General features: G+C 71.2%; 18 protein-coding genes. 13 read left to right on the top strand and 5 right to left on the bottom strand.

Annotated elements, in window-relative coordinates; genetic code table 11:
- Positions 1-93: 93 nt before the first annotated feature.
- The 3 genes from AC07DS_RS02620 to AC07DS_RS02610 all read left to right on the top strand — a co-directional run bounded on the left by AC07DS_RS02620 (position 94) and on the right by AC07DS_RS02610 (position 5,711).
- Positions 94-2,415 carry a GH92 family glycosyl hydrolase gene (locus AC07DS_RS02620; protein WP_479141975.1) on the top strand — a complete coding sequence of 774 codons (2,322 nt, stop codon included), beginning with the start codon at positions 94-96 and terminating at the stop codon, positions 2,413-2,415.
- 148 nt (positions 2,416-2,563) lie between these two features.
- Entirely contained in the window at positions 2,564-3,895 is a 1,332-nt protein-coding gene (locus AC07DS_RS02615) for a wax ester/triacylglycerol synthase family O-acyltransferase (protein WP_479141973.1), read from the top strand.
- A 322-nt stretch (positions 3,896-4,217) separates the two neighbouring features.
- On the top strand, positions 4,218-5,711 hold the full coding sequence (locus AC07DS_RS02610) for an SDR family NAD(P)-dependent oxidoreductase (RefSeq protein WP_479141971.1): 1,494 nt from the start codon (positions 4,218-4,220) through the stop codon (positions 5,709-5,711).
- A gap of 118 nt (positions 5,712-5,829) precedes the next feature.
- Here AC07DS_RS02610 and AC07DS_RS02605 read toward each other — a convergent pair whose 3' ends face one another.
- Positions 5,830-6,234, bottom strand: coding sequence for a hypothetical protein (locus AC07DS_RS02605; RefSeq protein WP_479141969.1), 405 nt, complete (start codon positions 6,232-6,234; stop codon positions 5,830-5,832).
- 407 nt (positions 6,235-6,641) lie between these two features.
- On the opposite strand from AC07DS_RS02605, the gene AC07DS_RS02600 reads away from it, so the two are divergent.
- Genes AC07DS_RS02600 through AC07DS_RS02590 form a run of 3 tightly spaced genes read left to right on the top strand, consistent with a single transcriptional unit; the run spans position 6,642 to position 7,993 of the window.
- On the top strand, positions 6,642-6,815 hold the full coding sequence (locus tag AC07DS_RS02600; protein WP_107407368.1) for a hypothetical protein: 174 nt from the start codon (positions 6,642-6,644) through the stop codon (positions 6,813-6,815).
- 57 nt (positions 6,816-6,872) lie between these two features.
- Complete coding sequence (locus tag AC07DS_RS02595; RefSeq protein ID WP_479141967.1) at positions 6,873-7,370, top strand: N-acetyltransferase family protein; 498 nt, start codon at positions 6,873-6,875, stop codon at positions 7,368-7,370.
- Positions 7,371-7,372: 2 nt separating this feature from the next.
- Positions 7,373-7,993, top strand: a complete 621-nt coding sequence (locus AC07DS_RS02590) for a hypothetical protein (RefSeq protein ID WP_479141965.1) — start codon at positions 7,373-7,375, stop codon at positions 7,991-7,993.
- Here AC07DS_RS02590 and AC07DS_RS02585 read toward each other — a convergent pair.
- Positions 7,984-9,336, bottom strand: coding sequence for an amidase (locus tag AC07DS_RS02585; protein WP_479141964.1), 1,353 nt, complete (start codon positions 9,334-9,336; stop codon positions 7,984-7,986). The two genes, AC07DS_RS02590 and AC07DS_RS02585, sit on opposite strands and share 10 nt — an antisense overlap.
- 259 nt (positions 9,337-9,595) lie before the next feature.
- Positions 9,596-10,030, bottom strand: a complete 435-nt coding sequence (locus tag AC07DS_RS02580; protein ID WP_479141962.1) for an Lrp/AsnC family transcriptional regulator — start codon at positions 10,028-10,030, stop codon at positions 9,596-9,598.
- 97 nt (positions 10,031-10,127) lie between these two features.
- Here AC07DS_RS02580 and AC07DS_RS02575 point away from each other — a divergent pair, with 97 nt between their 5' ends.
- Positions 10,128-11,051, top strand: a complete 924-nt coding sequence (locus AC07DS_RS02575) for an SMP-30/gluconolactonase/LRE family protein (RefSeq protein WP_479141960.1) — start codon at positions 10,128-10,130, stop codon at positions 11,049-11,051.
- A 12-nt stretch (positions 11,052-11,063) separates the two neighbouring features.
- On the opposite strand, the gene AC07DS_RS02570 is transcribed toward AC07DS_RS02575, so the two are convergent.
- Together AC07DS_RS02570 and AC07DS_RS02565 are read right to left on the bottom strand one after the other, a co-directional pair.
- A complete protein-coding gene (locus AC07DS_RS02570; protein ID WP_479141959.1) occupies positions 11,064-12,122 on the bottom strand; it encodes a M12 family metallopeptidase in 1,059 nt (352 codons plus the stop codon).
- Between the two features lie 243 nt (positions 12,123-12,365).
- Complete coding sequence (locus tag AC07DS_RS02565; RefSeq protein WP_479141957.1) at positions 12,366-13,412, bottom strand: LacI family DNA-binding transcriptional regulator; 1,047 nt, start codon at positions 13,410-13,412, stop codon at positions 12,366-12,368.
- 266 nt (positions 13,413-13,678) lie between these two features.
- Between AC07DS_RS02565 and AC07DS_RS02560 the strand changes: the two genes are divergently transcribed.
- From AC07DS_RS02560 to AC07DS_RS02535, 6 genes are all read left to right on the top strand, one after another.
- Positions 13,679-14,968, top strand: coding sequence for an ABC transporter substrate-binding protein (locus AC07DS_RS02560; protein ID WP_479141955.1), 1,290 nt, complete (start codon positions 13,679-13,681; stop codon positions 14,966-14,968).
- A gap of 6 nt (positions 14,969-14,974) precedes the next feature.
- Complete coding sequence (locus AC07DS_RS02555) at positions 14,975-15,871, top strand: carbohydrate ABC transporter permease (RefSeq protein ID WP_479141954.1); 897 nt, start codon at positions 14,975-14,977, stop codon at positions 15,869-15,871.
- Positions 15,868-16,773: a carbohydrate ABC transporter permease gene (locus AC07DS_RS02550; protein ID WP_479141952.1), complete on the top strand. Its 906-nt coding sequence runs from the start codon at positions 15,868-15,870 to the stop codon at positions 16,771-16,773. The genes AC07DS_RS02555 and AC07DS_RS02550 overlap by 4 nt, the downstream gene beginning before the upstream one ends.
- 63 nt (positions 16,774-16,836) lie before the next feature.
- Positions 16,837-18,093 carry a glycoside hydrolase 5 family protein gene (locus AC07DS_RS02545; RefSeq protein ID WP_479141950.1) on the top strand — a complete coding sequence of 419 codons (1,257 nt, stop codon included), beginning with the start codon at positions 16,837-16,839 and terminating at the stop codon, positions 18,091-18,093.
- Positions 18,090-20,150: an endo-beta-N-acetylglucosaminidase gene (locus AC07DS_RS02540; protein WP_479141948.1), complete on the top strand. Its 2,061-nt coding sequence runs from the start codon at positions 18,090-18,092 to the stop codon at positions 20,148-20,150. Before AC07DS_RS02545 ends, AC07DS_RS02540 begins: the two co-directional genes overlap by 4 nt.
- A gap of 30 nt (positions 20,151-20,180) precedes the next feature.
- The gene (locus AC07DS_RS02535) at positions 20,181-23,201 is read left to right on the top strand and encodes an alpha-mannosidase (RefSeq protein ID WP_479141946.1); all 3,021 of its coding nucleotides are present in this window, start codon (positions 20,181-20,183) and stop codon (positions 23,199-23,201) included.
- Positions 23,202-23,290: the final 89 nt, after the last annotated feature.

Raw genomic sequence — 23,290 nt, 5'->3', positions numbered from 1 at the left:
GCGTTTGTCATCACCCTCCCGGAATGCCGGGGTTCGCCTCGTTCGGCCTTCACGATGCAGGCAACGATGTCGAACCTTCGGAGGTCATCCGACATGAGAGGGACCCGGCGCACGCGGCTGTGCCTGGCCGGGGTGCTGGCAGCGTCCACGCTGACCGCCACCCCCGCCGCACAGGCCGCCGAGCGGACCGACGGCCACCTCACCGACCTGGTCAACCCCTTCATCGGGAGCCAGAACGAGGGCAACACCTTTCCCGGCGCTGCCGTGCCCTTCGGCATGGTGCAGCTCTCCCCGGACACGGGGCACAGCACCGGCTACGACTACACGCAGAACACTGTCCGCGGCTTCTCGCTGGTCCACCTCTCGGGCGTCGGCTGCCGGATCGGCGGCGACCTGCCCGTGCTGCCCACGACGGGCGAGGTCACGCAGACGGACTACGCCAAGTACGCGGCGCGCTTCTCGCACACCGACGAGGAGGCGAGCCCCGGCTACTACCGGGTCGGCCTCGACTCCGGCATCCGCGCCGAGCTGACCGCGAGCAGGCGCACCGGAGTGCAGCGCTTCACCTTCCCGGCCACCGACAAGGCCAACGTCCTGCTGAACGCGGCCCAGTCGCTGCACAAGCCGGTCGGCAGCGCCGTCGAGATCCTCGACGACCACACTGTGCGCACCCGGATCACCGGCCATGGATTCTGCCGTGACACCGGCCCCTACACCGTGTACACGATCACCCGCTTCAGCCGGCCCTTCACCGCGTACGGCACCTGGAACGGCGCCACGGTCACCCCGGGCGCCCGCACCGGAGGCGGCGGCGCCTACGTCCGTTTCGACGCGACGAAGGACCGTACCGTCGAGGCGACCACCGCCCTGTCGTACGTGGACGCGCGCGGCGCCGCCGTCAACCTGCGCGCCGAGGGCGGCCGGTCCTTCGACGCCGTACGGGACCGGGCCCGCGAGGAGTGGGAGCGGCGGCTGGCCGCGGTCCGGGTCGAGGGCGGCGACCCGACCCTGCGCCGCACCTTCTACTCGTCGCTGTACCGCTCGTTCCTCGCGCCCAACATCGGCAGCGACGCGGACGGCCGCTACACCGGCTGGGACCGCCGGGTCCACCGGGCGGAACGGTTCACGTACTACCAGAACTGGTCGCTGTGGGACACCTACCGCACCCAGGCCCAGCTCCTCGCCCTGCTCGCGCCCCGCGAGGCGCGCGACATGGCCCTGTCGGTGGTGAAGGTCGACGAGGACGGCGGCTGGCTGCCGAAGTGGGGCTACGGCCCGGTCGAGACGAACACCATGAGCGGCGACCCCGTCACCCCGTTCCTCACCACCGCCTACCAGATGGGTCTGCTCAAGGGGTTCGAGGAACGCGCCTACCGGGCCCTGCGGAAGAACGCCGACGGGGTACCGCCCGCCGGCTACCCGGGGGTCGGCCGGGAGGCCAACGCCGAGTACATCGCACACGGGTTCGCGCCCTACGACAAGGGCCACCCGCTCGCGAAGATGGGCGACTCCGACTACCACCACGGCGCCTCCGTCACCCTGGAGTACGCCCTCGCCGACGCCGTGCTCGCCCAGATGGCCCGCGGCCTCGGCCACACCGACGACGCGGCCCGCTACGCCGCCAGGGCGCAGAACTACCGGAAGGTCTTCGACCCCTCCATCGGCTTCTTCCGTGCCCGCGACGCCTCCGGTGCCTTCACCGGCTCGGCCGACCCGGCCCGCGGCATCGGCTTCCACGAGGGCACGGCCTGGCAGTACCAGTGGCTCGTCCCGCAGGACCTGCCCGGCATGATCGGTCTCATCGGCGGCGACCGCGCGGCCAGCGACCGCCTGGACTCCTTCTTCGCCTACGACCGGCTGCTGGCCGACCCCGGGAAGACCGCCCGCGAGGTGTGGGTGCACGGGGACGCGTACAACTACTACAACGCCGACAAGTACAACCCGATGAACGAGCCCGACCTCATCGCGCCGTACACCTATCTGGCCACCGGGCAGCCCTGGAAGACCACGGACGTCGTCCACGCGGCGCTGACCCTCTTCACCGACGGACCCACGGGGATGACCGGCAACGACGACCTCGGCACCATGTCCGCCTGGAACGTGCTGTCCTCGATCGGGCTCTTCCCGATCCAGCCCGGTTACGACACCTGGGGCCTGTCCACCCCGGTCTTCGACCGCGTCGACCTCACCCTGAACCGCCGCTTCTGGCCCGGCGGCCGGCTGACGGTCACCGCGCCCGGCACCTCGGCGAGCGACCGCTACGTCCAGGGCGTCCGCGCCGACGGGACGCCGCACACGCGGACCTATCTGACGACCGATGCGCTGCGCTCCACGCGCTCCCTCGCGTTCACGGTCGGCCCGCGCCCGTCCGAGTGGGGTACGTCACCCGAGGCGGCACCACCGGTGCTGAGGTGACCTCAGGAGTCTCCTGAGTCCCGCCCCTCTCGCAGGGGCGGGACTTAATCTGCTGTTAACTGAGCGTAGCCTGATCGTACTTGACCGTAATCGGGGGTCGGGGATTGACTGCATATATCCAACCGTCGACGACGTGCGAGGCCAGCCCTTGACTTCCGACCTGCTCGCTCCCCTCGACCTGGCGTTCTGGAACATGGAGTCCGAACGGCACCCGATGCACCTCGGCGCACTCGGCGTGTTCACCGCGCACTCGCCCACCGCCGGAGCCCACGCCGCCGACCTGCTCGCCGCGCGCGCCGCCGCCGTGCCCGGTCTGCGCATGCGCATCCGGGACATCTGGCAGCCCCTCGCCTTCGGCGGCGCCGCCCGGGAGACCGACCCGGACTTCGACCCGCTCAACCACGTACGGCTGCACGCCCCGACCGCCGACTTCCAGGAGGCCGCGGGACGGCTGATGGAACGCCCGCTGGAGCGCGGCCGGCCACCGTGGGAGGCGCACGTCCTGCCCGGCGAGGACGGTGTGTCCTTCGCCGTGCTGTTCAAGTTCCACCACGCCCTCGCCGACGGACTGCGCGCGCTCAAGCTCGCCGCAGGCGTCCTGGACCCGGTCGACCTGCCCGAGCGCGGTCCCCGCGCCATCGAGCCGCCGCGCGGCCTGCTCTCCGACGTGCGCCGGCTGCCCGGACGAGTCCCCGAGCTGGTCAGGGGCACGCTGTCGGACGTGGGCCGGGCCCTCGACATCGGCGCCTCCCTGGCCCGCTCCACCTTCGGGATGCGTCCCTCGTCCGCGCTGACCTCCGCCCCCAGCGGCACCCGCCGCACGGCCGGGGTCGTCCTGGACATCGACGACGTCCACCGGGTTCGCAAGAGCACCGGCGGCACCGTGAACGACGTCCTCATCGCCGTCGTCGCCGGGGCACTGCGCCGCTGGCTGGACGAACGCGGCGACGGCAGCGAGGGTGTCGCGCCCCGCGCCCTCATTCCCGTCTCCCGGCGCCGCCCGCGCGCCTCCCACCCACAGGGCAACCGGCTCTCCGGGTACCTGATACGGCTCCCGGTGGACGACCCCGATCCGCTCCGCCGGCTCGACACCGTGCGCACGGCGATGGTCCGCAACAAGGACGCGGGCCCCAACCGGGGCGCCGGGGCCGTCGCACTGCTCGCCGACCACGTGCCCGCGCTCGGCCACCGGCTCGGCGGGCCGCTCGTCGGCCAGGCCGCGCGCCTCTGGTTCGACATCCTCGTCACGAGCGTGCCGCTGCCCGGGCTCGGGCTGAAGCTCGGCGGGCACCAGCTCGCCGAGGTCTACCCCTTCGCCCCGCTCGCCCCGGGCCAGTCCCTGGCGGTCGCGATCTCCACGTATCGCGGCCGCGTGCACTACGGGCTCGTCGCCGATGCGCGGGCCGTGCCGGACCTCGACGTGTTCGCGCGGGCGGTGTCGGACGAGGTGGAGATGCTGCTGTCCGTCTGCGAGGCCTGAGCACGGCACCCGGCCTGGGACCGGGCCCGGACTCCCACCCGCACCATCCATGCGGCTCTCGCCGCCGGGTGGTGCGGGTGGCTCCGCAAGGCGGATGCGCCGTCGGGCGGGTGGCCGGTGGGGCCGATGGGGCCGCTGTGGTAGATGTGGCTGATGAGGCCGTTGAGTCCGTTTGAGGCTGTTGCGGTGCGGCCATCGGCCCCGGTGGAGCCCGGAGTGTGGGAGCGGTTTGGTGGGTTGGCCCTGTGCTCCGTAAAATTCCCCGTTCGAAAGCGGGCGCGAGTCGGAGCGCTGCGCGGGTGATCAGGGAAGCGGCAGCGCGATGACGGTGACAGAGGACGGCTCGACGACCACGGACGAGGTCGTGTACGGCCCCGGCATCGACCCCGAGCGCCTGGCTGTCTGCCTCGGCGTGCTCGAGGAGCTCGACAAGCTGGAGGTCGACCACCCCGACGCCATCACGGTGCGCCGGGCCACGGCCGGCATCTACCGCACGGTCAAGCAGCGCCGCCGCCAGGACCGCCGGGCCGCCAAGACCGCACACGACAAGGCGGTCACCGAGGCCACCGCGACCGGCTCCGCCCAGCGCATCGACGACGAGACCGAGGGCATCCTGCCGTCGTCGGTCACCGAGGCCGGGAAGATCGCCGGGATACTCCAGCGCCCGCGCTCCTGCTACACCTGCAAGACGCGGTACGTGGAAGTCGACTACTTCTACCACCAGCTCTGTCCGGACTGTGCGAGTCTGAACCGGACCAAGCGCGACGCCCGCGCCGACCTGACCGGCAAGCGTGCCGTGCTCACCGGAGGCCGCGCCAAGATCGGCATGTACATCGCGCTGCGCCTGCTGCGCGACGGCGCGCACACGACCATCACCACACGCTTCCCCAAGGACGCCATCCGCCGGTTCAAGGCGATGGAGGACTCGGCGGACTGGATGCACCGGCTGGAGGTCGTCGGCATCGACCTGCGCGACCCGGCGCAGGCCGTCGCCCTGGCCGAGCGGGTCACCGAGGCGGGTCCGCTCGACATCCTGATCAACAACGCGACGCAGACCGTGCGCCGGCTGCCCACCGCGTACGCCGCCCTGGTCGAGGGCGAGAGCGCGCCGCTGCCCGCCGGTGAGCTCCCCGCCCACCACGTCATCGGCGCCTTCAACTCCGGCGCCGTGGACGGCATCGCCGCGCTGCCCGTGGGCACCAGCGGCCTGGACGCGCAGAAGGTCGCCGACCTCGCGCTCGTCGCCGGCAACGCCAGCGTCGCCCGGCACCTCGACGGCACCGCCATCGACGCGGGCGGTCTCGTCCCCGACGTCGTCGACAGCAACACCTGGGTGCAGACCATCGACCAGATCTCCCCGGTCGAGCTGCTGGAGACCCAGCTGTGCAACTACACGTCGCCGTTCATCCTGATCAGCGCCCTGCGCTCGGCGATGGCGGACGCCGCGAAGAAGGCCGCCAGCGGCCGTGCCTACGTCGTCAACGTCTCGGCGATGGAAGGCGTCTTCGGCCGCGGCTACAAGGGCGCCGGGCACCCGAACACCAACGCCGCGAAGGCCGCCATGAACATGGTCACGCGAACCAGCGCCCAGGAGATGTTCGACACCGACGGCATCCTCATGACCTCGGTCGACACCGGCTGGATCACCGACGAGCGTCCCCACTACGACAAGCTGCGCCTGGCGGAGGCCGGCTTCCACGCGCCGCTCGACCTGGTGGACGGTGCGGCCCGGGTCTACGACCCCGTCGTGCGCGGCGAGCAGGGCGAGGACGTGTACGGCGTCTTCCTGAAGGACTACGTGCCCGGCAAGTGGTGAACCGGCGGCGGAGAGCCGGTGGTCCGACGGGCCACCGGTGATCCAGCCTCCGAGTCGTGAGGTCACCGCCGTACCGTGTCCTGACGCACCGTCGGACGGCAGAGGTGAGGCCTGATCCTCAGTCGACGGCGCCGAGCCGCGAGTGCCGGGCCGCGACCAGCTCCAGTACGGTGCGCCAGTCCTCCAGTACCCCGGCGTCGAAGCCCGCGGAGCGGCCCTCCTCGGCGGCCAGGCGCAGTCGCAGCAGATCGTCGTCGGCGGGGCCGGTGGCGTGGGAGCACCCGCGCACCAGCCGGAACACCCGCTCGCCGAGCAGCGGGCGGACCGCGGTGGCCGCGCTGCGGGCGCGCCCGGCCTCGTCGCCCGGGCTCAGCACCGGTCCGATGCCGTGGACCAGCCCCGCCACCTGGAGCTCCTTGTCGGCGGGGCGGCTGCGGCGCAGCAGCGCGGCGGTTCGCAGCGCGTGCTGGTGCCGGCCTGCGTACAGCAGATCCATCAGCTCCTCGACGCTGCGCAGCTCCATGCGCCAGTCCTTCCGGGAGACGGCTGTTGCCCTCCGCCAGCAGATCATGGCGAGCTTGCGACCCGGCCAACGGCACTTGAACTGCGTCGCATGTAAGCCGAGTGGGTGAATCCAACCGTCGGGCGGGTGATGCGCAATGTGACAAATAGCGGCATATTGAGGGGCATTGGAGGGCAATCGACTTCCGATAGTTACACCTTGTTTGCACTCCCTATCGAGCGGACCTCCGCTCATTTGGTTAATCTGGAGGGCATGGACAGCAGTACGGGGTCCCACCCACACCCCTCGTCCGAACCGGCGCCACCGCGTCCGACCGGATTTCCATCCAGACCCGAGCGGGCGACCAGCACCGGAGCGCAAGCTGTCCGCTACGCCCCGAGGGTGACCCGACACATAAGGAGTGCGCGGTGACACCGGAGAAGACGAATCGCGACGAACGCCCCAAGGAACGCACGGAGCGCGGCCGCCGGCGGCCCGGAGAACTGGGCAGCCTCGACGTGTGGGCCCGCTCCGCCCCGATCCGCCTCGCGGGTTACGAGGACGACCTCGCCGAACCCCACATCCTGCCCAGCGTCGACTGACCCGCCGGGCCGGTTCGCCGCGATCGCCGCGCGCATGGGCGTGGCAGACTCACGCCCATGCTGATCAGAGAAGCCGCGGCCGGGGACTGGCCGCACATCTGGCCTTTCTGGCACCGGATCGTCGCCGCCGCCGAGACCTACGCCTGGGACCCCGGCACCTCCGAGCAGGAGGCGCGCGCCCTGTGGATGGGCCCGGCCAAGCGCGTCTACGTGGCCGAGGACCCCACCGGCACCGTGGTCGGCTCGGCCTACCTCACCCCGAACTACGGCGGCCCCGCAGCGGGCGTCGCCAACGCGGGCTTCATGGTCGACCCCGACCGCACCGGCCAGGGCATCGGCCGAGCCCTCGCCGAGCACATCCTGACCGAGGCGAAGGCCCACGGCTACCACGCGATGGTCTTCAACGCCGTGGTGGAGACGAACCCCGCGGTCGGCCTGTGGCAGTCCCTCGGCTTCACCGTCCTCGCCACGGTCCCGAAGGCGTTCGACCATCCCCGCCGGGGCAGGGTGGGGCTGCACATCATGTACATGGCGCTCGACCGGCCGGGGGAGTGATCGTGGCGCCGGACAGGTACAGCGCCGCCGACATCAAGATCGTCGAGGTCGACGAGCACGTACGGCAGAACCCCGCGATGTCCTTCGGCGTCTCCCGTGATCACCCCGGCCTGGCCACCCGGGTCCTGTGCGGCGTGCTGGCGGCAGGGCTCCATCCGGCGGCCCGCCTCGCCCCGGACCACACCCTGCGGATCACGGCCGAGATCCATGGAGACCTGGCCTTCGCCGTCACGGACGACGTGCCCGACGCCCTGAACGGGGGCGCGGACCGGCCGCGCCTCGGGTACTACGGAGCGCTGCTCGGTCCGGAGCGCTGGTTCAGCGCCGCCGCAGCGGCGCTCAGCACGCGGACCGTCGTCGAGGTGTGGCGGGACGGCCACGGCATCCGTCAGGAACTCGCGGGGATCCGCCCGGCGGAGGACCCCAGGAGTTTCGAGCCGCCCGCAGGGGCGGGTACGAGGGTCTCCTTCACGCTCGACCCCGCGTACTTCGCTCCCGGTGCGGTGATCACCACCGATGTAGGCGGCCTCGACCTGCACGGCCCCTACTGCGACGAGCCGCCCGGGCCGGGCGGTGTCACCCTGCGGGACCGGCGCGACGGGCGTGAGGTTCGCTACGCCTGACCTGCCAGGGGTGCCGTCCGCTGCCACGGGTGCAGGCTCTCCAGCTGTTCCGCCAGATCCAGGAGGGTCTCCTCCGTGCCCGGGCGGCCCACCAGCTGGACGGCGCAGGGGGCGCCGGAGGGGAGCGTGCCGAGGGGGATCGACATCGCGGGCCAGCCCGTCAGGTTCCAGGGCGGCGTGAAGGGGGAGTAGGCGGAGTTGGCCGCGATGTTGCGCAGCCAGCCGCGCTTGTGCCAGGGGGCGGCCTTGGGGGAGCGGCGGGCCAGGGCCAAGGTGAGCAGCACGTCGTGTTCGGCGAAGAAGGGGGTCAGCCGGGCACGGAGACGTTCGCGCTGGTCGCCGGTGCGGACCGAGGCGAGGAAACGGCGGCCCACGGCCGCGTGCACCTGGGTGCGCCGGGCCAGCCGAGCCGGGTCGAGGCCCGCCGCGTCCACCGCCGTACCCGCCGTCCAGTGCTGGAGCGAGGTGATGCTGAGGGAGAGCGGGTAGGGCGGCTCGGCCCGCCGGACCCGGTGCCCGGCCTTGGCCAGCACCCCGGCCGCCTGCCGGACCGCGTTCGTATACGGTTTGCTCACGCTCACGCCGGCGACCGGGCTGCGCAGGGCGACGGCGATCCTGAGCGGCGTCCGCTCCTCACGCCGGACGAACTCGGCGTCCGCGAGGACCGACAGCATCAGCCGCACATCCTCGACCGTCGTGGCCAGCGGACCGTTCTCCGACATCCCGAACCAGTCGCCGTTGCCGATCCCGGCCGGCACCACCCCGTGCCCCGGCTTCAGTGTGACCAGCCCGCAGTTGGCCGCCGGGATGCGCAGCGAGCCCATCCCGTCGTTGCCGAGCGCGATCGGCACCAGGCCCGCCGCCACCGCGGCCGCGCTGCCCCCGGACGAGCCGCCCGCGCTGCGGGAGGTGTCCCACGGATTGCGGGCGATACCGAACACGCCCTCCGTGGTGCCGAAGATGCACAGCTCGGGCACGTTCGTCAGGCCCACGACCACCGCACCTGCCGCCCGCAGCCGGGCCACCGTCACGTGGTCCTCGGCGGCCGGGGTGTCCGGGGTCGCGGCCGAGCCGTCGCGGTGGGACTCGCCACGCACCGCCAGGTTGTCCTTCACCGCCACCGGCACACCGGCGAGCGGCAGTTCGGCCAGATCGGCACGGGACGCCACCGCGTCCGCCTCCGCGAGCGCGGCCTCGGCCCGGACCTTCCGGAAGGCCCCGATCCGGCCGTCGAGCCGCTCGATTCGCGCGAGGTGCTCCGCCACCACGTCCCGTGGCGTGACCTCCTTCGCGCGTACGGCGGCGGCGATCTCGGCGGCGGTCCGGCCGGCCCAGCTGCTCACGGGCACTCCTCGGCTACTCGTCGGTATCAATCAGCGCGCACCGATCGATGAGCGTGCGTAGATCGATCAGGGTGCGTACGGAGAACTGTGCACGGTCGGGGGCCGCTCGTCGAGGGGGTGAAGTCCGCCATCGGAGTGGTCGTCCGATCGATGGGTCAAGTCGTATCGTTCATAAGCCCGTTGACGTGCCCGCCGCCCCGGCACGAGAACCGCGTCCGGCCGGGGAGGTCGTGCGCGGCCTCCCCGGCATCGTCTCGTGTCACGGGGTGACAGGGCGCTCGAAGAAGGTCTCCAGCACCACGGTGGCCTGCGTGCCGCTGACCCCCTCGATGGCGTAGATGCGGCGCAGCACGTCCTGGAGCTGCTGCGTGGTGGAGGTCCTGACCTTGACCAGGACCGAGGCGCTTCCGGCGATCACATGAGCCTCCTCCATCTCCGGAATGGCGGCGAACCGGTCGCCGGAGTCGCCCACCCAGCGGGTCGAGTCCACCATGACGAAGGCGAGCACGTTCCGTCCGATCGCCGCGGGATCGACCTCGGCCGCCGTCCGGCGGATGACCCCTCGCTCGCGGAGCTTGCGCACGCGTTCGTGGGTGGCTCCCGCGGACAGTCCGACGGTCTCGCCCAGTGCCGCGTACGGCCTGGTGGCGTCCTCCTGGAGGAGGACGAGCAACTGCCGATCGACGTCATCCACGGTATGCCCTTCGGTGAAGAACTTGATCTGCCGAATCTCATTCTGCATAGTGCTGATACGGCAGATCAACATTCGGACCGATGGTGAGGTTGACGGCATGCCCGGCGAGCGCCCGCAGTTGTACGAGACCCTCGATGACCGGTTCCGCACGGGCAGGTGCCAGGCGGGCGACTCGAAGCTGGAGACCCTCTACGAGGGCTGCCGCTGGGCCGAGGGTCCCGTCTACGTCCCGGCCGGGCGGTACCTGGTCTGGAGCGACATCCCCAACGACTGCCTGCTGCGCTGGGACGAGACGACCGGAAGGGTCGGCGTCTTCCGCTCGCCCGCCGGCCACCCCAACGGCAACACCCTGGACACCGAGGGCCGCCTGATCACCTGCGAGCAGGGCAACCGCCGCGTCACCCGCACCGAACACGACGGCTCGGTCACCGTGATCGCCGACCGCTTCCGGGGCAGGAGGCTCAACAGCCCGAACGACGCCGCCGTGCGCTCCGACGGCTCGGTCTGGTTCTCCGACCCCGACTTCGGCATCACCAGCGACTACGAGGGCCATCGCGCCGAGAGCGAGATCGGTGCCTGCAACGTCTACCGCGTGGACCCGGGCACCGGCGAGGTGCGGCTGGTCGCCGACGGCTTCCGCGGCCCCAACGGCCTCGTCTTCTCGCCGGACGAGCGCCGGCTGTACGTCTCGGACAGCAGGGCCAACCACATCCGCGTCTTCGACGTCCAGGACGACGGCACCCTCACCGGGGGCGAGGTCTTCGCGGAGTGCCGGATCGGCAACTTCGACAACATCCGCTTCGACGACGGGGGCCGGCTCTGGGCCGCCGCCATGGACGGCGGTGTGCACTGCTACGACCCGGACGGCACGCTTCTCGGCCGCCTGCTGGTCCCCGACGTCGTCGCCAACATCCGCTTCGGCGGCGCCAGGCGGAACCGCCTGTTCATCGCCGCCGACACGGCCCTCTACTCCCTCGTCATGTCGGTCACCGGCACGCCACCGCTGCCGACCGCTCTCTGAGGGAGCCGCAGCTCACCAGTACATGAGCGCGATCGAGCCGCTGCCCCAGGTGGAGTACAGGCGGGCCCGGGCCACATAGTTGTGGTCCTTGACGAGTTTCACCGCGAGGCGTCCGTTGCGGTCCTGCCCGCTGTCGTCGTCGGCGGCGACGTAGTTGAGTTCGCCGTCGACGCGCTCGAACAGGGCCAGGACGACATCGCTGTTGCCGAACGTGCCGATCTCGTAGTTCCGGGTCTCCGGCGGCACGATCTCGAAGTCGGCCTGATCCCCGGTGGTGAGCTGCAGTGGGGTCGACTGGAACGCCTCGAGCCGGGCCGGCTGGGCGACGAGCGGCGGGTACCACTGCAGGACGCGCTCCTTGTCCACCGCGGACAGGCTCAGTGTCTCGGGGATGCCGTTGCGGTAGGTCTCCGGGCTCACGATCAGTCCGGGCCCGAAGCTGTACTCCATGATGGAGTGGACGTCCCAGTCGGAGCCCGTGACCTCGTCCTTCGACAGCTTGCGCAGGATGTTCTCGAACGTGACCTCGTGGGGCCAGTTGTTGGGCGGTCCACCGAGGTCCTCGTAGACCTTCGCCTCGTTCCACACGATGCCCGCGAACGGGTTCTGGTGCTCGTGGGCGAAGCCGATCGCGTGCCCGGTCTCGTGCTCCGCGGTGGCCCTGCCGTACGGGGTGGTCAGGTCCCAGCCGAAGGTCATGGTGGCTTCGTTCGTGCCGATGAGCAGATTGTCCCGGCCGACGTACGACGCGGAGCCGTCGCGCTCCCGGAACGCGATACGGATCTCGGACTCGCCGGGATCGGCGACCTCCTTGAAGTCCAGCCCGATCCCGAGGCTCTTCCAGGTCTGGAAGGCGCGCCGGACCTCCTCCAGCTGCTCCGGGCCTCCGATGTCACCGCCCTGGTCGAGGAAGGCGTAGTGCAGGACCGTGCCGTTGACCCACTTGGCGCGGACCAGCAGGATCGCCCTCGACCGGCCCGGGCTGAGGTCCGGGCGCAACACGGGCTGGGTCTGGGGTGGTTGGGCGCAGTAGCGGGGCGTGGTCGTCCCGCTCGCGGACGGTGCGTTCATGACGGCTCCCCTTCAAGTGCGTGTCTGTCACCGCGAGGGCGAACACGCACCGAGCCGTCGGCCGGCGGCCGGGCGGAGTAGGAGGTCGGCGGCAGGATTCCGATCGCCACCACGGTGCTGCGGTTCCTGGCGAAACGCCCGGCCTGGATATCTCCAGCATCTTTCCGAACGCGGAGTTCCGCAAGTGTCGAATGGTTAGATACCGTAGGAAACCGGGCTGTTGAACAGTGAAGCACTGTTTTCTCATGCCGGCCGCGCGGTCCCGGTGCTGCCGCGCCCCGTGAGCCGCGGCACCGGCACTCCCACCGCCCGTGCCGCCTCCCCGTCCAGCAGCGCCATCAGCTCGCGTGCCGCCGTGCGACCGAACTCGGCGCTGTCCCGGGACAGGGCGGACAGCCGGGGCGTGACCATGCGGCACAGCGCCGAGTCCTCCCAGGACACGACCGACACGTCCTGCGGGACACGGAAACCGAGGTCGGCGGCCGCCGCGAGACCGGCCACGGCCATCACGTCGTTGTCGTAGATCAGCGCGGTCGGGGGAGGGGAGCCGCCGAGCACCCGGCGGGTCACGGCGGCGCCCTCCGTGTCGGAGTAGTCGGTGGTCACCGAGCGGACCTCGGTGAGGCCGCGGCGCCCCGCCTCCGCGCGCAGCGTGGCGATACGGCGCTGGGTGTGCGCCAGGGTGGGCAGGCCCGCGATGTGGACGATCCGCCGGTGGCCGAGCGCCGCCAGCTCGTCGACCACCGACGCCATCGCGCCGGCGTCGTCCGCCCACACCGTGGACAGCCCGGGGTGGCGCACGTCGGGTGCGCCGCCGATCACCACGGCGGGCAGGCCCAGTTCGTCCAGCAGGTCGGGGCGCGGGTCCTCGGCGCGCGGGTCGACCACCAGGACGCCGTCCACCCGGTGCTCCGCCCACCAGCGCCGGTAGACCGCGCACTCGTCGGCCACGTCCTGGGCCACCTGGAAGAGCAGGCCCAGATGGCGCTCGGCGAGCACTTCCTGGATGCCGGAGACGAGCTGGAGGAAGAAGGAGTCCACGCCCAGGGTGTCCGCCGGGCGGGCCAGGACGAAGCCGACCGTGGCCGCCCCCTCGCCGGAGAGGGCGCGGGCCGCCGTGCTCGGACGCCAGCCGAGCTGCTCGGCGACCCGGCGGACCCGGGCACGGGTTGTCTCGGAGACACCGGGGCGGTCGTTGAGGGCGAAGGAGACCGCGCTCTCGGAGACTCCGGCGCGGCGCGCGATGTCCTTCATGGTTGGTCGGCGCGCGGGGGATCGCTTCTCCGGCAACGCTGGGCCCTCCATTCCGTGCGGCCGGTCGCGGCCAACTGCTAATGCGCTTGAGCGCACTTACCCTAAAGCGCATTAGCGATCGGCGGCAATAGGGTCAACGCACCTCTGTGAGCAGGGGTTTTGAGCCACTAATGACTTTAGCTGGGTCGAATCCATTGACTCCTCACGGAATCGCTGGGCACAGTCTGGCCCGGCACCTTCCGCCTCATCCCCCTGCATCCCCTGCTTCCCGCCGCATCCCACTGCAAAGGAGCCCAGCCGCCGTGCGCATCTCCCGCAGAACCTTCGCCGCCGCTGCCGTCGCCCTAGTCCTGCCGCTCAGTGCCTGCGGCTCGGGCGGGGACGGCGGCGGCTCGACCGACGCCTCGGGCAAGGTCGAGGGCGACATCACCTTCCAGACCTGGAACCTGCGCGCCAACTTCAAGCCGTACTTCGACGGCCTCATCGCGGACTTCGAGAAGAAGTACCCCGGCACCCACGTGAAGTGGATCGACCAGCCCGCCGAGGGCTACGCCGACAAGATCAGCGCCGACGCGGCCGGCGGCACCCTGCCCGACGTGGTCAACGTCTCCCCGGACCTGGTCGCCCCGCTCGCCGAGGCGGGCCTCGCCCTCGACCTCGACAAGGCCGCGGGCAAGTACAGGTCCGAATACCTGGACGGAGCCTGGGCCAGCCACCGGGTCCCCGGTCTGAACGGCACGTACGCCTTTCCGTGGTACCTGAACACCGGCCCGCTCTTCTACAACAAGTCCCTGTTCAAGAAGGCCGGACTCGACCCCAGCGCCCCGCCGAAGACCTATGACGAACTCTTCGCGGACGCGCTGCAGATGGCGAAGAAGAGTGACGGCAAGGTCGCCACCCTCGCCAACGTGCCCACCGTCGAGGACTTCGGCCGGTACGGTGTGCAGCTGATGAACAAGGAGGGCACCGGCTTCGCCTTCAATGACACCAAGGGAGTCGAACTCCTCACCAAGTACAAGGAGCTGTACGACGCCAAGGCCCTCGATCCGCAGGCCCTGACCGCAACTCCGGAGTCCTCCGGCAAGAAGTTCCTCACCGGGGCCGTCGCCATGAACCCCGGCAGCGCGCTCGACCTCGGCAACTTCAAGAAGCAGGCGCCGAACCTGTACAGGAACATCGGGATCACCGACCAGATCACCAGCACCGGGCACGTCAACATGTACGTGATGGGCGTGATGGTCAACTCCCGCACCAAGCGCACCCCCGCCGCGGTCGCCTTCGCGCACTTCGTCACCGACGCGCGGAACCAGATGTCCTTCGCCAAGAAGGTCGCCATCTTCCCGAGCACCGCGGGCTCCCTCGACGACCCGTACTTCACCGAGGAGGACGGCACCGACGAGACGCGCGTCCGCATCGCAGCGGCCAAGTCCCTGAAGAGTGCGGTCAATTACACACCGGTGCTGTTCAGCGAGCAGATGAAGACCGCGCTGCGCAACGAGGTCGCCAAGGCCCTGCAGGGCAAGGAGAGCCCCAAGACGGCTCTTGACAACGCTGTCAAGGCCTGCGACCAGCTCCTGAAGCAGCAGGGCTGATCCGGTATGGCCACTCCCACCGCGCCGTCCCGGGTGCGGCGGCAGCTTCCCACCAGCCCCTGGCTGTTCGCCGCCCCGGGACTGCTCATCACGGGCGCCTTCGTGCTGTACCCGTTCGTGTCCACCGTGGTGAACTCCTTCACCGACCGCCGCACCCTGATCCCGGGCCGCTTCGTCGGACTCGCCAACTTCCGCGAGCTGCTCCACGACGACATGTTCTGGACGGGCCTGCGCACCAGCACGCTGTACGTCGTCGGGGTCGTACCGGCCCTGGTGATCCTGCCGCTGCTGCTCGCGCTGCTGGTGCAGAAGAACATCCCCGGCATCACCTTCTTCCGGTCCGCCTTCTACACCCCGGTCGTCGCCTCCATCGTGGTCGTCGGTCTGATCTGGGTGTGGCTGCTGGACGAGCGCGGCCTGGTCAACTCCCTGCTGGAGACGGTGGGCATCGGGAGGGTCGGCTTCCTCAGCGACCAGTGGCTGCTCCTGCTGAGCGCCATGGCCGTGACGGTGTGGAAGGGCCTCGGTTACTACATGATCATCTATCTGGCCGCGCTGGCGAACGTACCGCGCGAGCTGCACGAGGCCGCCGCAGTGGACGGCGCCGGACCGGTCCGCCGCTTCCTCACGGTCACCGTGCCCGCCGTGCGCTCCACCATGGTGCTGGTCGCCGCGCTCTCCTCGGTCGCCGCGTTCAAGGTGTTCTCCGAGGTGTACCTGATGGCAGGCCCGAGCGGCGGCCCGGCCGGCGAGGACACCACCCTCGTCATGCTCGTCCAGCGCACCGGCACCGGCCTGACCGGCCGCGTCGGCTACGCCTCCGCGCTCTCCGTCGTCGTGTTCGTCGTCACCGTCGCCCTGATGCTGCTCGTCCTGCGCGCCGACCGGAGGGAGGAGACATGAGCGTCCTGGAGAAGGTGCGGCCCAGCCAGGAGCCCGCCGTCGTCCGCGAGCCGCGTGTCACCGACCAGCACGGCCGCCGCATCCGGAAGTGGGAACTGGTCCTGCGCTACGCCCTGCTGCTCGCCGTACTGGCGCTCACCGTCGGCCCGTTCCTGTGGCAGCTGTCCACGTCCCTCAAGGGCCCCACCGAGGACATCTTCAGCTCGCCGCCGAAGTTCCTGCCGGGCCGTCCCACCCTGCACAACTACGAGCGGGTCTCCCGCACCATCCCCGTGTGGGACTACGCCCTGAACTCGCTGAAGGTCGCGAGCGCGAGCGTGGTGACCAACTGCGTGGGCTCGGCGCTCGCCGGGTACGCCCTGGCGCGGCTGCGCTACCGCGGCCGGGGCGTGGCCACCCTGGTCTTCGTGCTGGCGATGCTCGTGCCCGTGGAGGGCATCATCATCGCCCAGTTCACGACCATGCGGGAACTCGGCCTGAACGACACGCTCATCGGGGTCGTGCTGCCCGGCTCCATCGGCGCGATGAACGTGCTGCTGATGCGCAACGCCTTCCGGAACCTGCCGTACGAGATCGAGGAGGCCGCCTACGTCGACGGCGCCGACGTCTGGCAGCGGTTCTGGCGCATCGCGCTGCCGTCGGTGAAGGGCACGCTCGCCGTCGTGGCGATCTTCGCCTTCATGGGCGCCTGGGACGACTTCCTGTGGCCGCTGATCGTGCTCAGCGACCCCGACAAGTTCACCCTGACCATCGGCCTCAACTATCTGCACGGCACCTTCGCCAACGACGAACGCCTGGTCGCCGCCGGCACCGTCATCGCCGTGGCCCCGCTCATCGCCCTGTTCGCCTGTCTCCAGCGGTACTTCTTCCGCGGGGTCGGCGAGGGGGCCGTCAAGGGCTGAGCGCCGTACCCGGCCGAGTCCCGTATCCCTGCCGAGTCCCGTACCCCCGCAAGGACACACCGCATGCCTCCTGCCGTGCGCTTCGGCGTCAACTACACGCCCAGCGAAGGGTGGTTCCACCACTGGCTCGACTTCGACCTCGACTCCGTACGCGCCGACCTCGACGCGATCGCCGCCCTCGGCCTGGACCACATCCGCGTCTTCCCGCTGTGGCCCTACTTCCAGCCGAACCGCACCCTGATCCGCCCGCGCGCCGTGGAGGACCTGGTACGACTGGCCGACGCGGCGGGCGAACGCGGCCTCGACGTCAACGTGGACGGACTGCAAGGGCACTTGAGCAGCTTCGACTTCCTGCCCGCCTGGACCCGCACCTGGCACCGGCGCAACCTCTTCACCGACCCGGACGTCGTCGACGGCCAGGCCGCCTACCTGCGCACCCTCGCCGCCGCGCTCGCCGACCGGCCCCACTTCCTCGGCATGACCATCGGCAACGAGGTCAACCAGTTCGCCGCCGGACCCCACCCCGACCCCGACCGGATCACGGCCGAGGACGCCGAGCACTGGCTCACCCGGCTGCTCGCCGCCTGCGCCGAGGGCGCCCCGGACCGGCCGCACCTGCACGCCTCGTACGACGCCGCCTGGTACCAGGACGACCAGCCCTTCACCCCCGGCCACTCGGCCCGCCTCGGCGCCGTCACCGCCGTGCACTCCTGGGTGTTCAACGGCACCGCCCAGCGCCACGGCCGTACCTCCGTACCGGCCGAGCACCACGCGGCCTACCTGGTCGAGCTGAGCAAGGCCTGGGCCCGGGAGCCGCACCGGCCCGTGTGGCTCCAGGAGGTCGGCGCACCGGCGCCCCTCGTACCCGCCGAACACGCGGCCGCCTTCACCGAGGCGACCGTGGCGAACGTCCTGGACTGTCCCGACCTGTGGGGCGTCACCTGGTGGTGCTCCTACGACGTCTCCCGCGAACTGGCCGACTTTCCCGAGCTCGAGTACGGGCTCGGGCTGTTCACCAACGACCGGCGGCCCAAGGACACCGCGCGCGTGCTGGCCGACGCGGCACGTGCCCGCCGCGAGCCCCCCGCCGTGCGCGCCACCGCCCTCGTCGTGCCCGCCGACCCGGCCCACCGCTCCCGCTGCGCCCCGGGCGGGCCCGTCTTCGACGCCTTCTTCCGGCTCGTCGCCGACGGCGCCCGCCCCACCACCGTCCTCGACACCCGCGCGGACGACAAGGAGCACCTCGCCGCCCGCGGCATCACCGAAGTCGTCGCTCCCGAACAGGTACTCCCTACTCCACAAGGAGGAACTTGCTCGTGAACCCCACCAGACGCACCATCCTCGTCGCAGGGGCCGCCGCGGCCCTGCTGCCCACGCCCGCCCTCGCGGTCCCGCGTCCCAGGGCGGCGGCCGGCCCGCCGTACGCCTCGTACTGGTACCCGGACTCCCTGCCCTCCGGCAGCCCCGGCGCCGGTATCACCTGGCGCAGTCTGAAGGCCTGGCGCGCCGCCGACGATCCCGATCTCGCCTTCAACGCCGCGTCCGTGCCGCTCGCCGCCCGGTTCACCCCGACCCCGGCGAACATCACCGCCCGCTCGGGGCAGGCCCGTATCCAGTCCCTGGTCTCCTTCGGGCCGACCTCCGCCAACCCCTCGCAGGGATCGGCCACAGCCGACTACTACGCCCTCACCCACTGGGCCTACCTCGACGAGCTGGTGTTCTGGGGCGGCTCGGCGGGCGAGGGGCTGATCCTGGCGCCGAACGCGCCGATCGTGGACGCGGCCCACCGGCACGGCGTGCCCGTCCTCGGCAACATCTTCCTGCCGCCCACCGCCTACGGCGGTCAGCTCCAGTGGACCCGCGACCTCGTCCAGAAGGACGCGTCCGGACACCACCCGCTCGCCGCGCAGCTCGTCGCGGTGGCCGCCGCCCATGGCTTCGACGGCTGGTTCGTGAACGCCGAGACCGGCGGCGGGAACACCGCGCTCGGCACCGCCATGCTCGGGTTCGTGAAGGAGCTGAAGGCGCTCGCGGCAGCCGAGGGACAGCGGGTCACCTGGTACGACGCGATGACCGTGAACGGGACGGTCAGCTGGCAGGGCGCGCTGAACAGCCAGAACCAGGCCTTCTTCCAGGCCGCCGACGACATGTTCGTCGACTTCCGCTGGAGCGCGGCGACCCTGGCCTCCTCGGGGACCAGGGCGGACCGACTTGGCCGTAGCCGCTACGAGTTGTGGGCGGGCGTCGACGTCGAGTCGAACGGGTCCGACTCGACGGTGAACTGGGACGCCGTCGTGCCCACCGGGAAGACGCACATCACCTCGATCGGCTTCTACCGGCCCGAGTGGACCCGCAACCACCTGCCCACCGGGCAGCGCGCCCCGGGGGACTTCCACGCGGCCGACGACCGGTTCTGGACCGGGCGGTCGCTCGATCCGACGCGGCCGGACGGGACGGATCCGTGGCGGGCACCCGCGGTGTCGGTGGCGGACCGGTCGACGGTGTCGTCGGTGCCGTTCGCGAGCGTGTTCAACACCGGGCACGGGCTGCGGTGGTACGAGGAGGGGACCGTCACCTCCGACGCGCCCTGGAACCACCTCGGGCTGCAGGACCGGCTGCCGTCGCGGCGGTGGGCCGTGCGGACCGAGGGGCGGCGGCCGGCGGTGTCCTTCGACTTCGCGGACGCGTGGCGGGGCGGGAGCAGCGTGCTGGTCGCAGGTGAACCGGATCAACCAGTGGTGGTGGACCTCTACGCGACCCGGCTGGAGGTCGGTGCAGGCACGGTTGTCGAGCTGACGCACCGGACCGACGCCGGCACTGTGAACGTCGAGCTGGCCGTCGCCACCGCCGAACCGAGTGGCGCCGGTGCGACACCGCCGTACACCTATCTGCCTGTGAACTCGGTCAACACCGAGGGAGGGGCGGCTGTGAACTCGGTCAACACCTGGCAGACGTCGACCGTACGGCTCACCGGGCCGGCCGGCACGATCCACGCCCTCGGCGTCCGCCTCACGGCACCCGACGGCGGCGCCGTGCGCTGGCGACTGGGCGGCCTGGCCGTACACGACACCGCCCCGGTCCCGGCCGCCCCCGCCGACCTGCGGATCACCGCGGCCTCCGGAGGCGACCTCCGCTTCGCCTGGAGCGCCGCACCCGCCCCCGTCGACGAAGCAATGGCGTCAGCCACACGCCACTACGAACTCCACCGCGTCCTGCCCGACGGCACCCGCCGCTTCCTCGGCGGCACCTGCCAGCGCGCCTACTTCGTCGCGGGCCTGCAACCCGCACCGGGAGAGACGGCCGCACGATTCGAACTGCGCTCGGTGGGGGAGCTGTACAACGCCTCGACCCCCGTGACCGTCACCCACACCTGGTAAGCACCCGGAACCCAGCAGGGAGCACCCCGCATGCATGACGACCGCAACCTGGTCGAAGCCCGCCTCCGGCGCGTCCTCGACGAACGCATCCGTCCCGCCGTGTACCCCGAGTCCGTGCCGCTGCAGGTCGCGGTCTGGCACGCGCCGGGAGAGCCCGTGCCGGTCGCGGAGGGACTGGCGGCCGAGCCCGAGCCCATCGAGGTGGGCGCCCGGTGGGGTGCTCCCTGGGGGACCAGCTGGTTCCGGGTCACCGGGACCGTGCCCGAGGCCTGGGCCGGCCGGACCGTCGAGGCCCTGCTCGACCTCGGCTTCGACGAGAACATGCCCGGCTTCCAGTGCGAGGGCCTGGTCCACCGGCCCGACGGCACCCCGGTGAAGGGCCTCAACCCGCGCAACCAGTGGGTGCGCATCGGCGCGCCCGTCGAGGGCGGGGAGGAGGTGCGCCTGCACATCGAGGCCGCCTCCAACCCGGTCATCCTCGACTACCACCCCTTCCGGCCCACCCTGCTCGGCGACAAGGACACCGCCGGGCACGAACCGCAGTACACGCTCACCCGCATGGACCTCGCCGTCCTCGACGAGACCGTCTGGGAGCTGGTGCTGGACCTCGAGGTGCTGGGCGAGCTGATGGCCGAGCTGCCGGTGGACTCCGCGCGCCGCTGGGACGTCCTGCGCGCCGTGGACCGGGCCCTCGACGCCGTCGACCTGCAGGACGTGGGCGGCACGGCGGCCGCGGCCCGGGCCCGGCTCGCCGAGGTGCTGGCCGCCCCCGCCGTGCCGTCCGCGCACCGGATCAGCGCGGTCGGACACGCGCACATCGACTCGGCCTGGCTGTGGCCGCTGCGCGAGACCGTGCGCAAGGTGGCCCGTACGACGTCCAACATGACCGCGCTCATCGAGGACGAGCCGGAGTTCGTCTTCGCCATGTCGCAGGCACAGCAGTGGGCGTGGGTGAAGGAGCACCGGCCCGAGGTGTGGGCACGGGTGAAGAAGGCCGTGGCGGAGGGGCGGTTCGTACCGGCCGGCGGGATGTGGGTGGAGTCGGACACCAACATGCCCGGCTCGGAGGCGATGGCCCGTCAGTTCGTGCACGGCAAACGGTTCTTCCTCGACGAGTTCGGCATCGAGAACGAGGAGGCCTGGCTGCCCGACACCTTCGGCTTCGCCGCCGGGCTCCCGCAGATCATCAGGGCGGCCGGCTCCAAGTGGCTGCTCACCCAGAAGATCTCCTGGTCGCAGACGAACAAGTTCCCGCACCACACCTTCCAGTGGGAGGGCATCGACGGCACCCGGATCTTCACCCACTTCCCGCCCGTCGACACCTACAACTGCTCGATGAGGGGCAGCGAGATCGCCCACGCGGCACGGAACTTCAAGGACAAGGGCAGGGCCCGGCACTCGCTCGCGCCCAGCGGCTGGGGCGACGGGGGCGGTGGCACGACCCGCGAGATGATCGCCAAGGCGGCGCGGCTGCGCGACCTCGAAGGCTCCGCGACCGTCGTCTGGGAGACACCCAGGGCGTTCTTCGAGAAGGCCGAGGCCGAATATCCCGAACCCCCGGTCTGGGTCGGCGAGCTGTACCTCGAACTGCACCGCGCCACCCTCACCAGCCAGGCCAGGACGAAGCAGGGCAACCGGCGCAGCGAGCACCTCCTGCGCGAGGCCGAACTCTGGGCCGCCACGGCAGCCGTACGCACCGGATTCCCCTACCCCTACGAGGAGTTGGACCGGATCTGGAAGACGGTCCTGCTGCACCAGTTCCACGACATCCTGCCCGGTTCGTCCATCGCCTGGGTGCACCGTGAGGCCCGGGCGACGTACGAGCGGGTCGCCACGGAGCTGAACGGCATCATCGAGGCGGCCCAGCGGGCACTCGCGGGTGAGGGGGAGACGCCCCTGCTGTTCAACGCGGCTCCGCACCCCGGCGCCGGGGTCCCGGCCGGGGGCGCGGCGACGCCGCGGACGGACGGCGCGACCACGCTCGCACCGCGCCCGGAGGGCGGCCACGTCCTGGACAACGGCCTGCTGCGGATCGAGATCGACGCCCAGGGCCTTGTCGTCTCCGTGTACGACATCGAGGCCGGCCGCGAGACCGTCGCCCCCGGCGCCACCGCGAACCTCCTCCAGCTCCACCCCGACTTCCCGAACATGTGGGACGCCTGGGACGTGGACGAGTTCTACCGGAACACGGTCACGAACCTCACGGACGCCGACTCCGTCACGGCCGGCGAGGACGGCGAATCCGTGCGGATCGTCCGCTCCTTCGGGACCTCCCGCGTCACCCAGGCGCTCACGCTGCCGCCGGGGGAGCGGCGCCTGGTGCTGGACACCGAGGTCGACTGGCACGAGACGGAGAAATTCCTCAAGCTGGCCTTCCCGTTCGACCTGCACGCCGAACGGTACGCGTCGGAAACCCAGTTCGGGCACTTCCACCGCCCCACCCACACCAACACCTCATGGGAAGCTGCCAAGTTCGAGGCCTGCAACCACCGCTTCGTCCACCTCACCGAACCGGACTGGGGCGTCGCCGTCGTCAACGACTCGACGTACGGCCACGACGTGACCCGGACGGTCCGCACCGACGGCGACCGCGGTACGACCACCACGGTGCGGGTCTCCCTCCTGCGCGCCCCGCGCTTCCCCGACCCCGAGACCGACCAGGGCGTCCACCGCTTCCGGCACGCCCTGATCCCCGGTGCCCGCATCGCCGACGCGGTCCGCGAGGGCTGGCGGATCAACCTGCCCGAGCGGCGCACGACCGGTGCAGGTGAGGTCGCCCCGCTGGTCACCGTGGACAACGAGGCGGTCGTCGTCACTGCCGTGAAGCTGGCCGACGACGGCACCGGGGACGTGGTGATCCGCTTCCACGAGGCCCACGGAGCCCGAGCCCGGGCAACCCTGACCGCCGCCTTCCCGTTCACCGACCTCACCGTGACGGACCTGCTGGAACGACCGGGCGGGCAGGGCGAGCCGCCGGCGCGGGACGGTGAGCGAATCGCCGTACGGTTGCGGCCGTTCGAGCTGATGACGCTGCGGCTGCACAGGGCCTGAGTCCCGGCTGCCGTTCGGGCCGCCGGTTCGGGCCCCTCTGGGCGGGCCCGAACCGATCACGGGCGGATCACGTCCGGCGGCTCGTCCGG

It is taken from the genome of Streptomyces sp. NPDC044064 (assembly GCF_056434245.1).
Note: the sequence above shows the minus strand (reverse complement) of the source record. Positions and strands in the feature narration are given on the sequence as shown.

Excerpts from the sequence above, each read along its gene's own strand:
- AC07DS_RS02620 (WP_479141975.1), top strand. The coding sequence starts at position 94 with ATGAGAGGGACCCGGCGCACGCGGCTGTGCCTGGCCGGGGTGCTGGCA.
- AC07DS_RS02610 (WP_479141971.1), top strand. The coding sequence starts at position 4,218 with ATGACGGTGACAGAGGACGGCTCGACGACCACGGACGAGGTCGTGTAC.
- AC07DS_RS02605 (WP_479141969.1), bottom strand. The coding sequence starts at position 6,234 with ATGGAGCTGCGCAGCGTCGAGGAGCTGATGGATCTGCTGTACGCAGGC.
- AC07DS_RS02595 (WP_479141967.1), top strand. The coding sequence starts at position 6,873 with ATGCTGATCAGAGAAGCCGCGGCCGGGGACTGGCCGCACATCTGGCCT.
- AC07DS_RS02575 (WP_479141960.1), top strand. The coding sequence starts at position 10,128 with ATGCCCGGCGAGCGCCCGCAGTTGTACGAGACCCTCGATGACCGGTTC.
- AC07DS_RS02570 (WP_479141959.1), bottom strand. The coding sequence starts at position 12,122 with ATGAACGCACCGTCCGCGAGCGGGACGACCACGCCCCGCTACTGCGCC.
- AC07DS_RS02555 (WP_479141954.1), top strand. The coding sequence starts at position 14,975 with ATGGCCACTCCCACCGCGCCGTCCCGGGTGCGGCGGCAGCTTCCCACC.
- AC07DS_RS02550 (WP_479141952.1), top strand. The coding sequence starts at position 15,868 with ATGAGCGTCCTGGAGAAGGTGCGGCCCAGCCAGGAGCCCGCCGTCGTC.
- AC07DS_RS02545 (WP_479141950.1), top strand. The coding sequence starts at position 16,837 with ATGCCTCCTGCCGTGCGCTTCGGCGTCAACTACACGCCCAGCGAAGGG.
- AC07DS_RS02535 (WP_479141946.1), top strand. The coding sequence starts at position 20,181 with ATGCATGACGACCGCAACCTGGTCGAAGCCCGCCTCCGGCGCGTCCTC.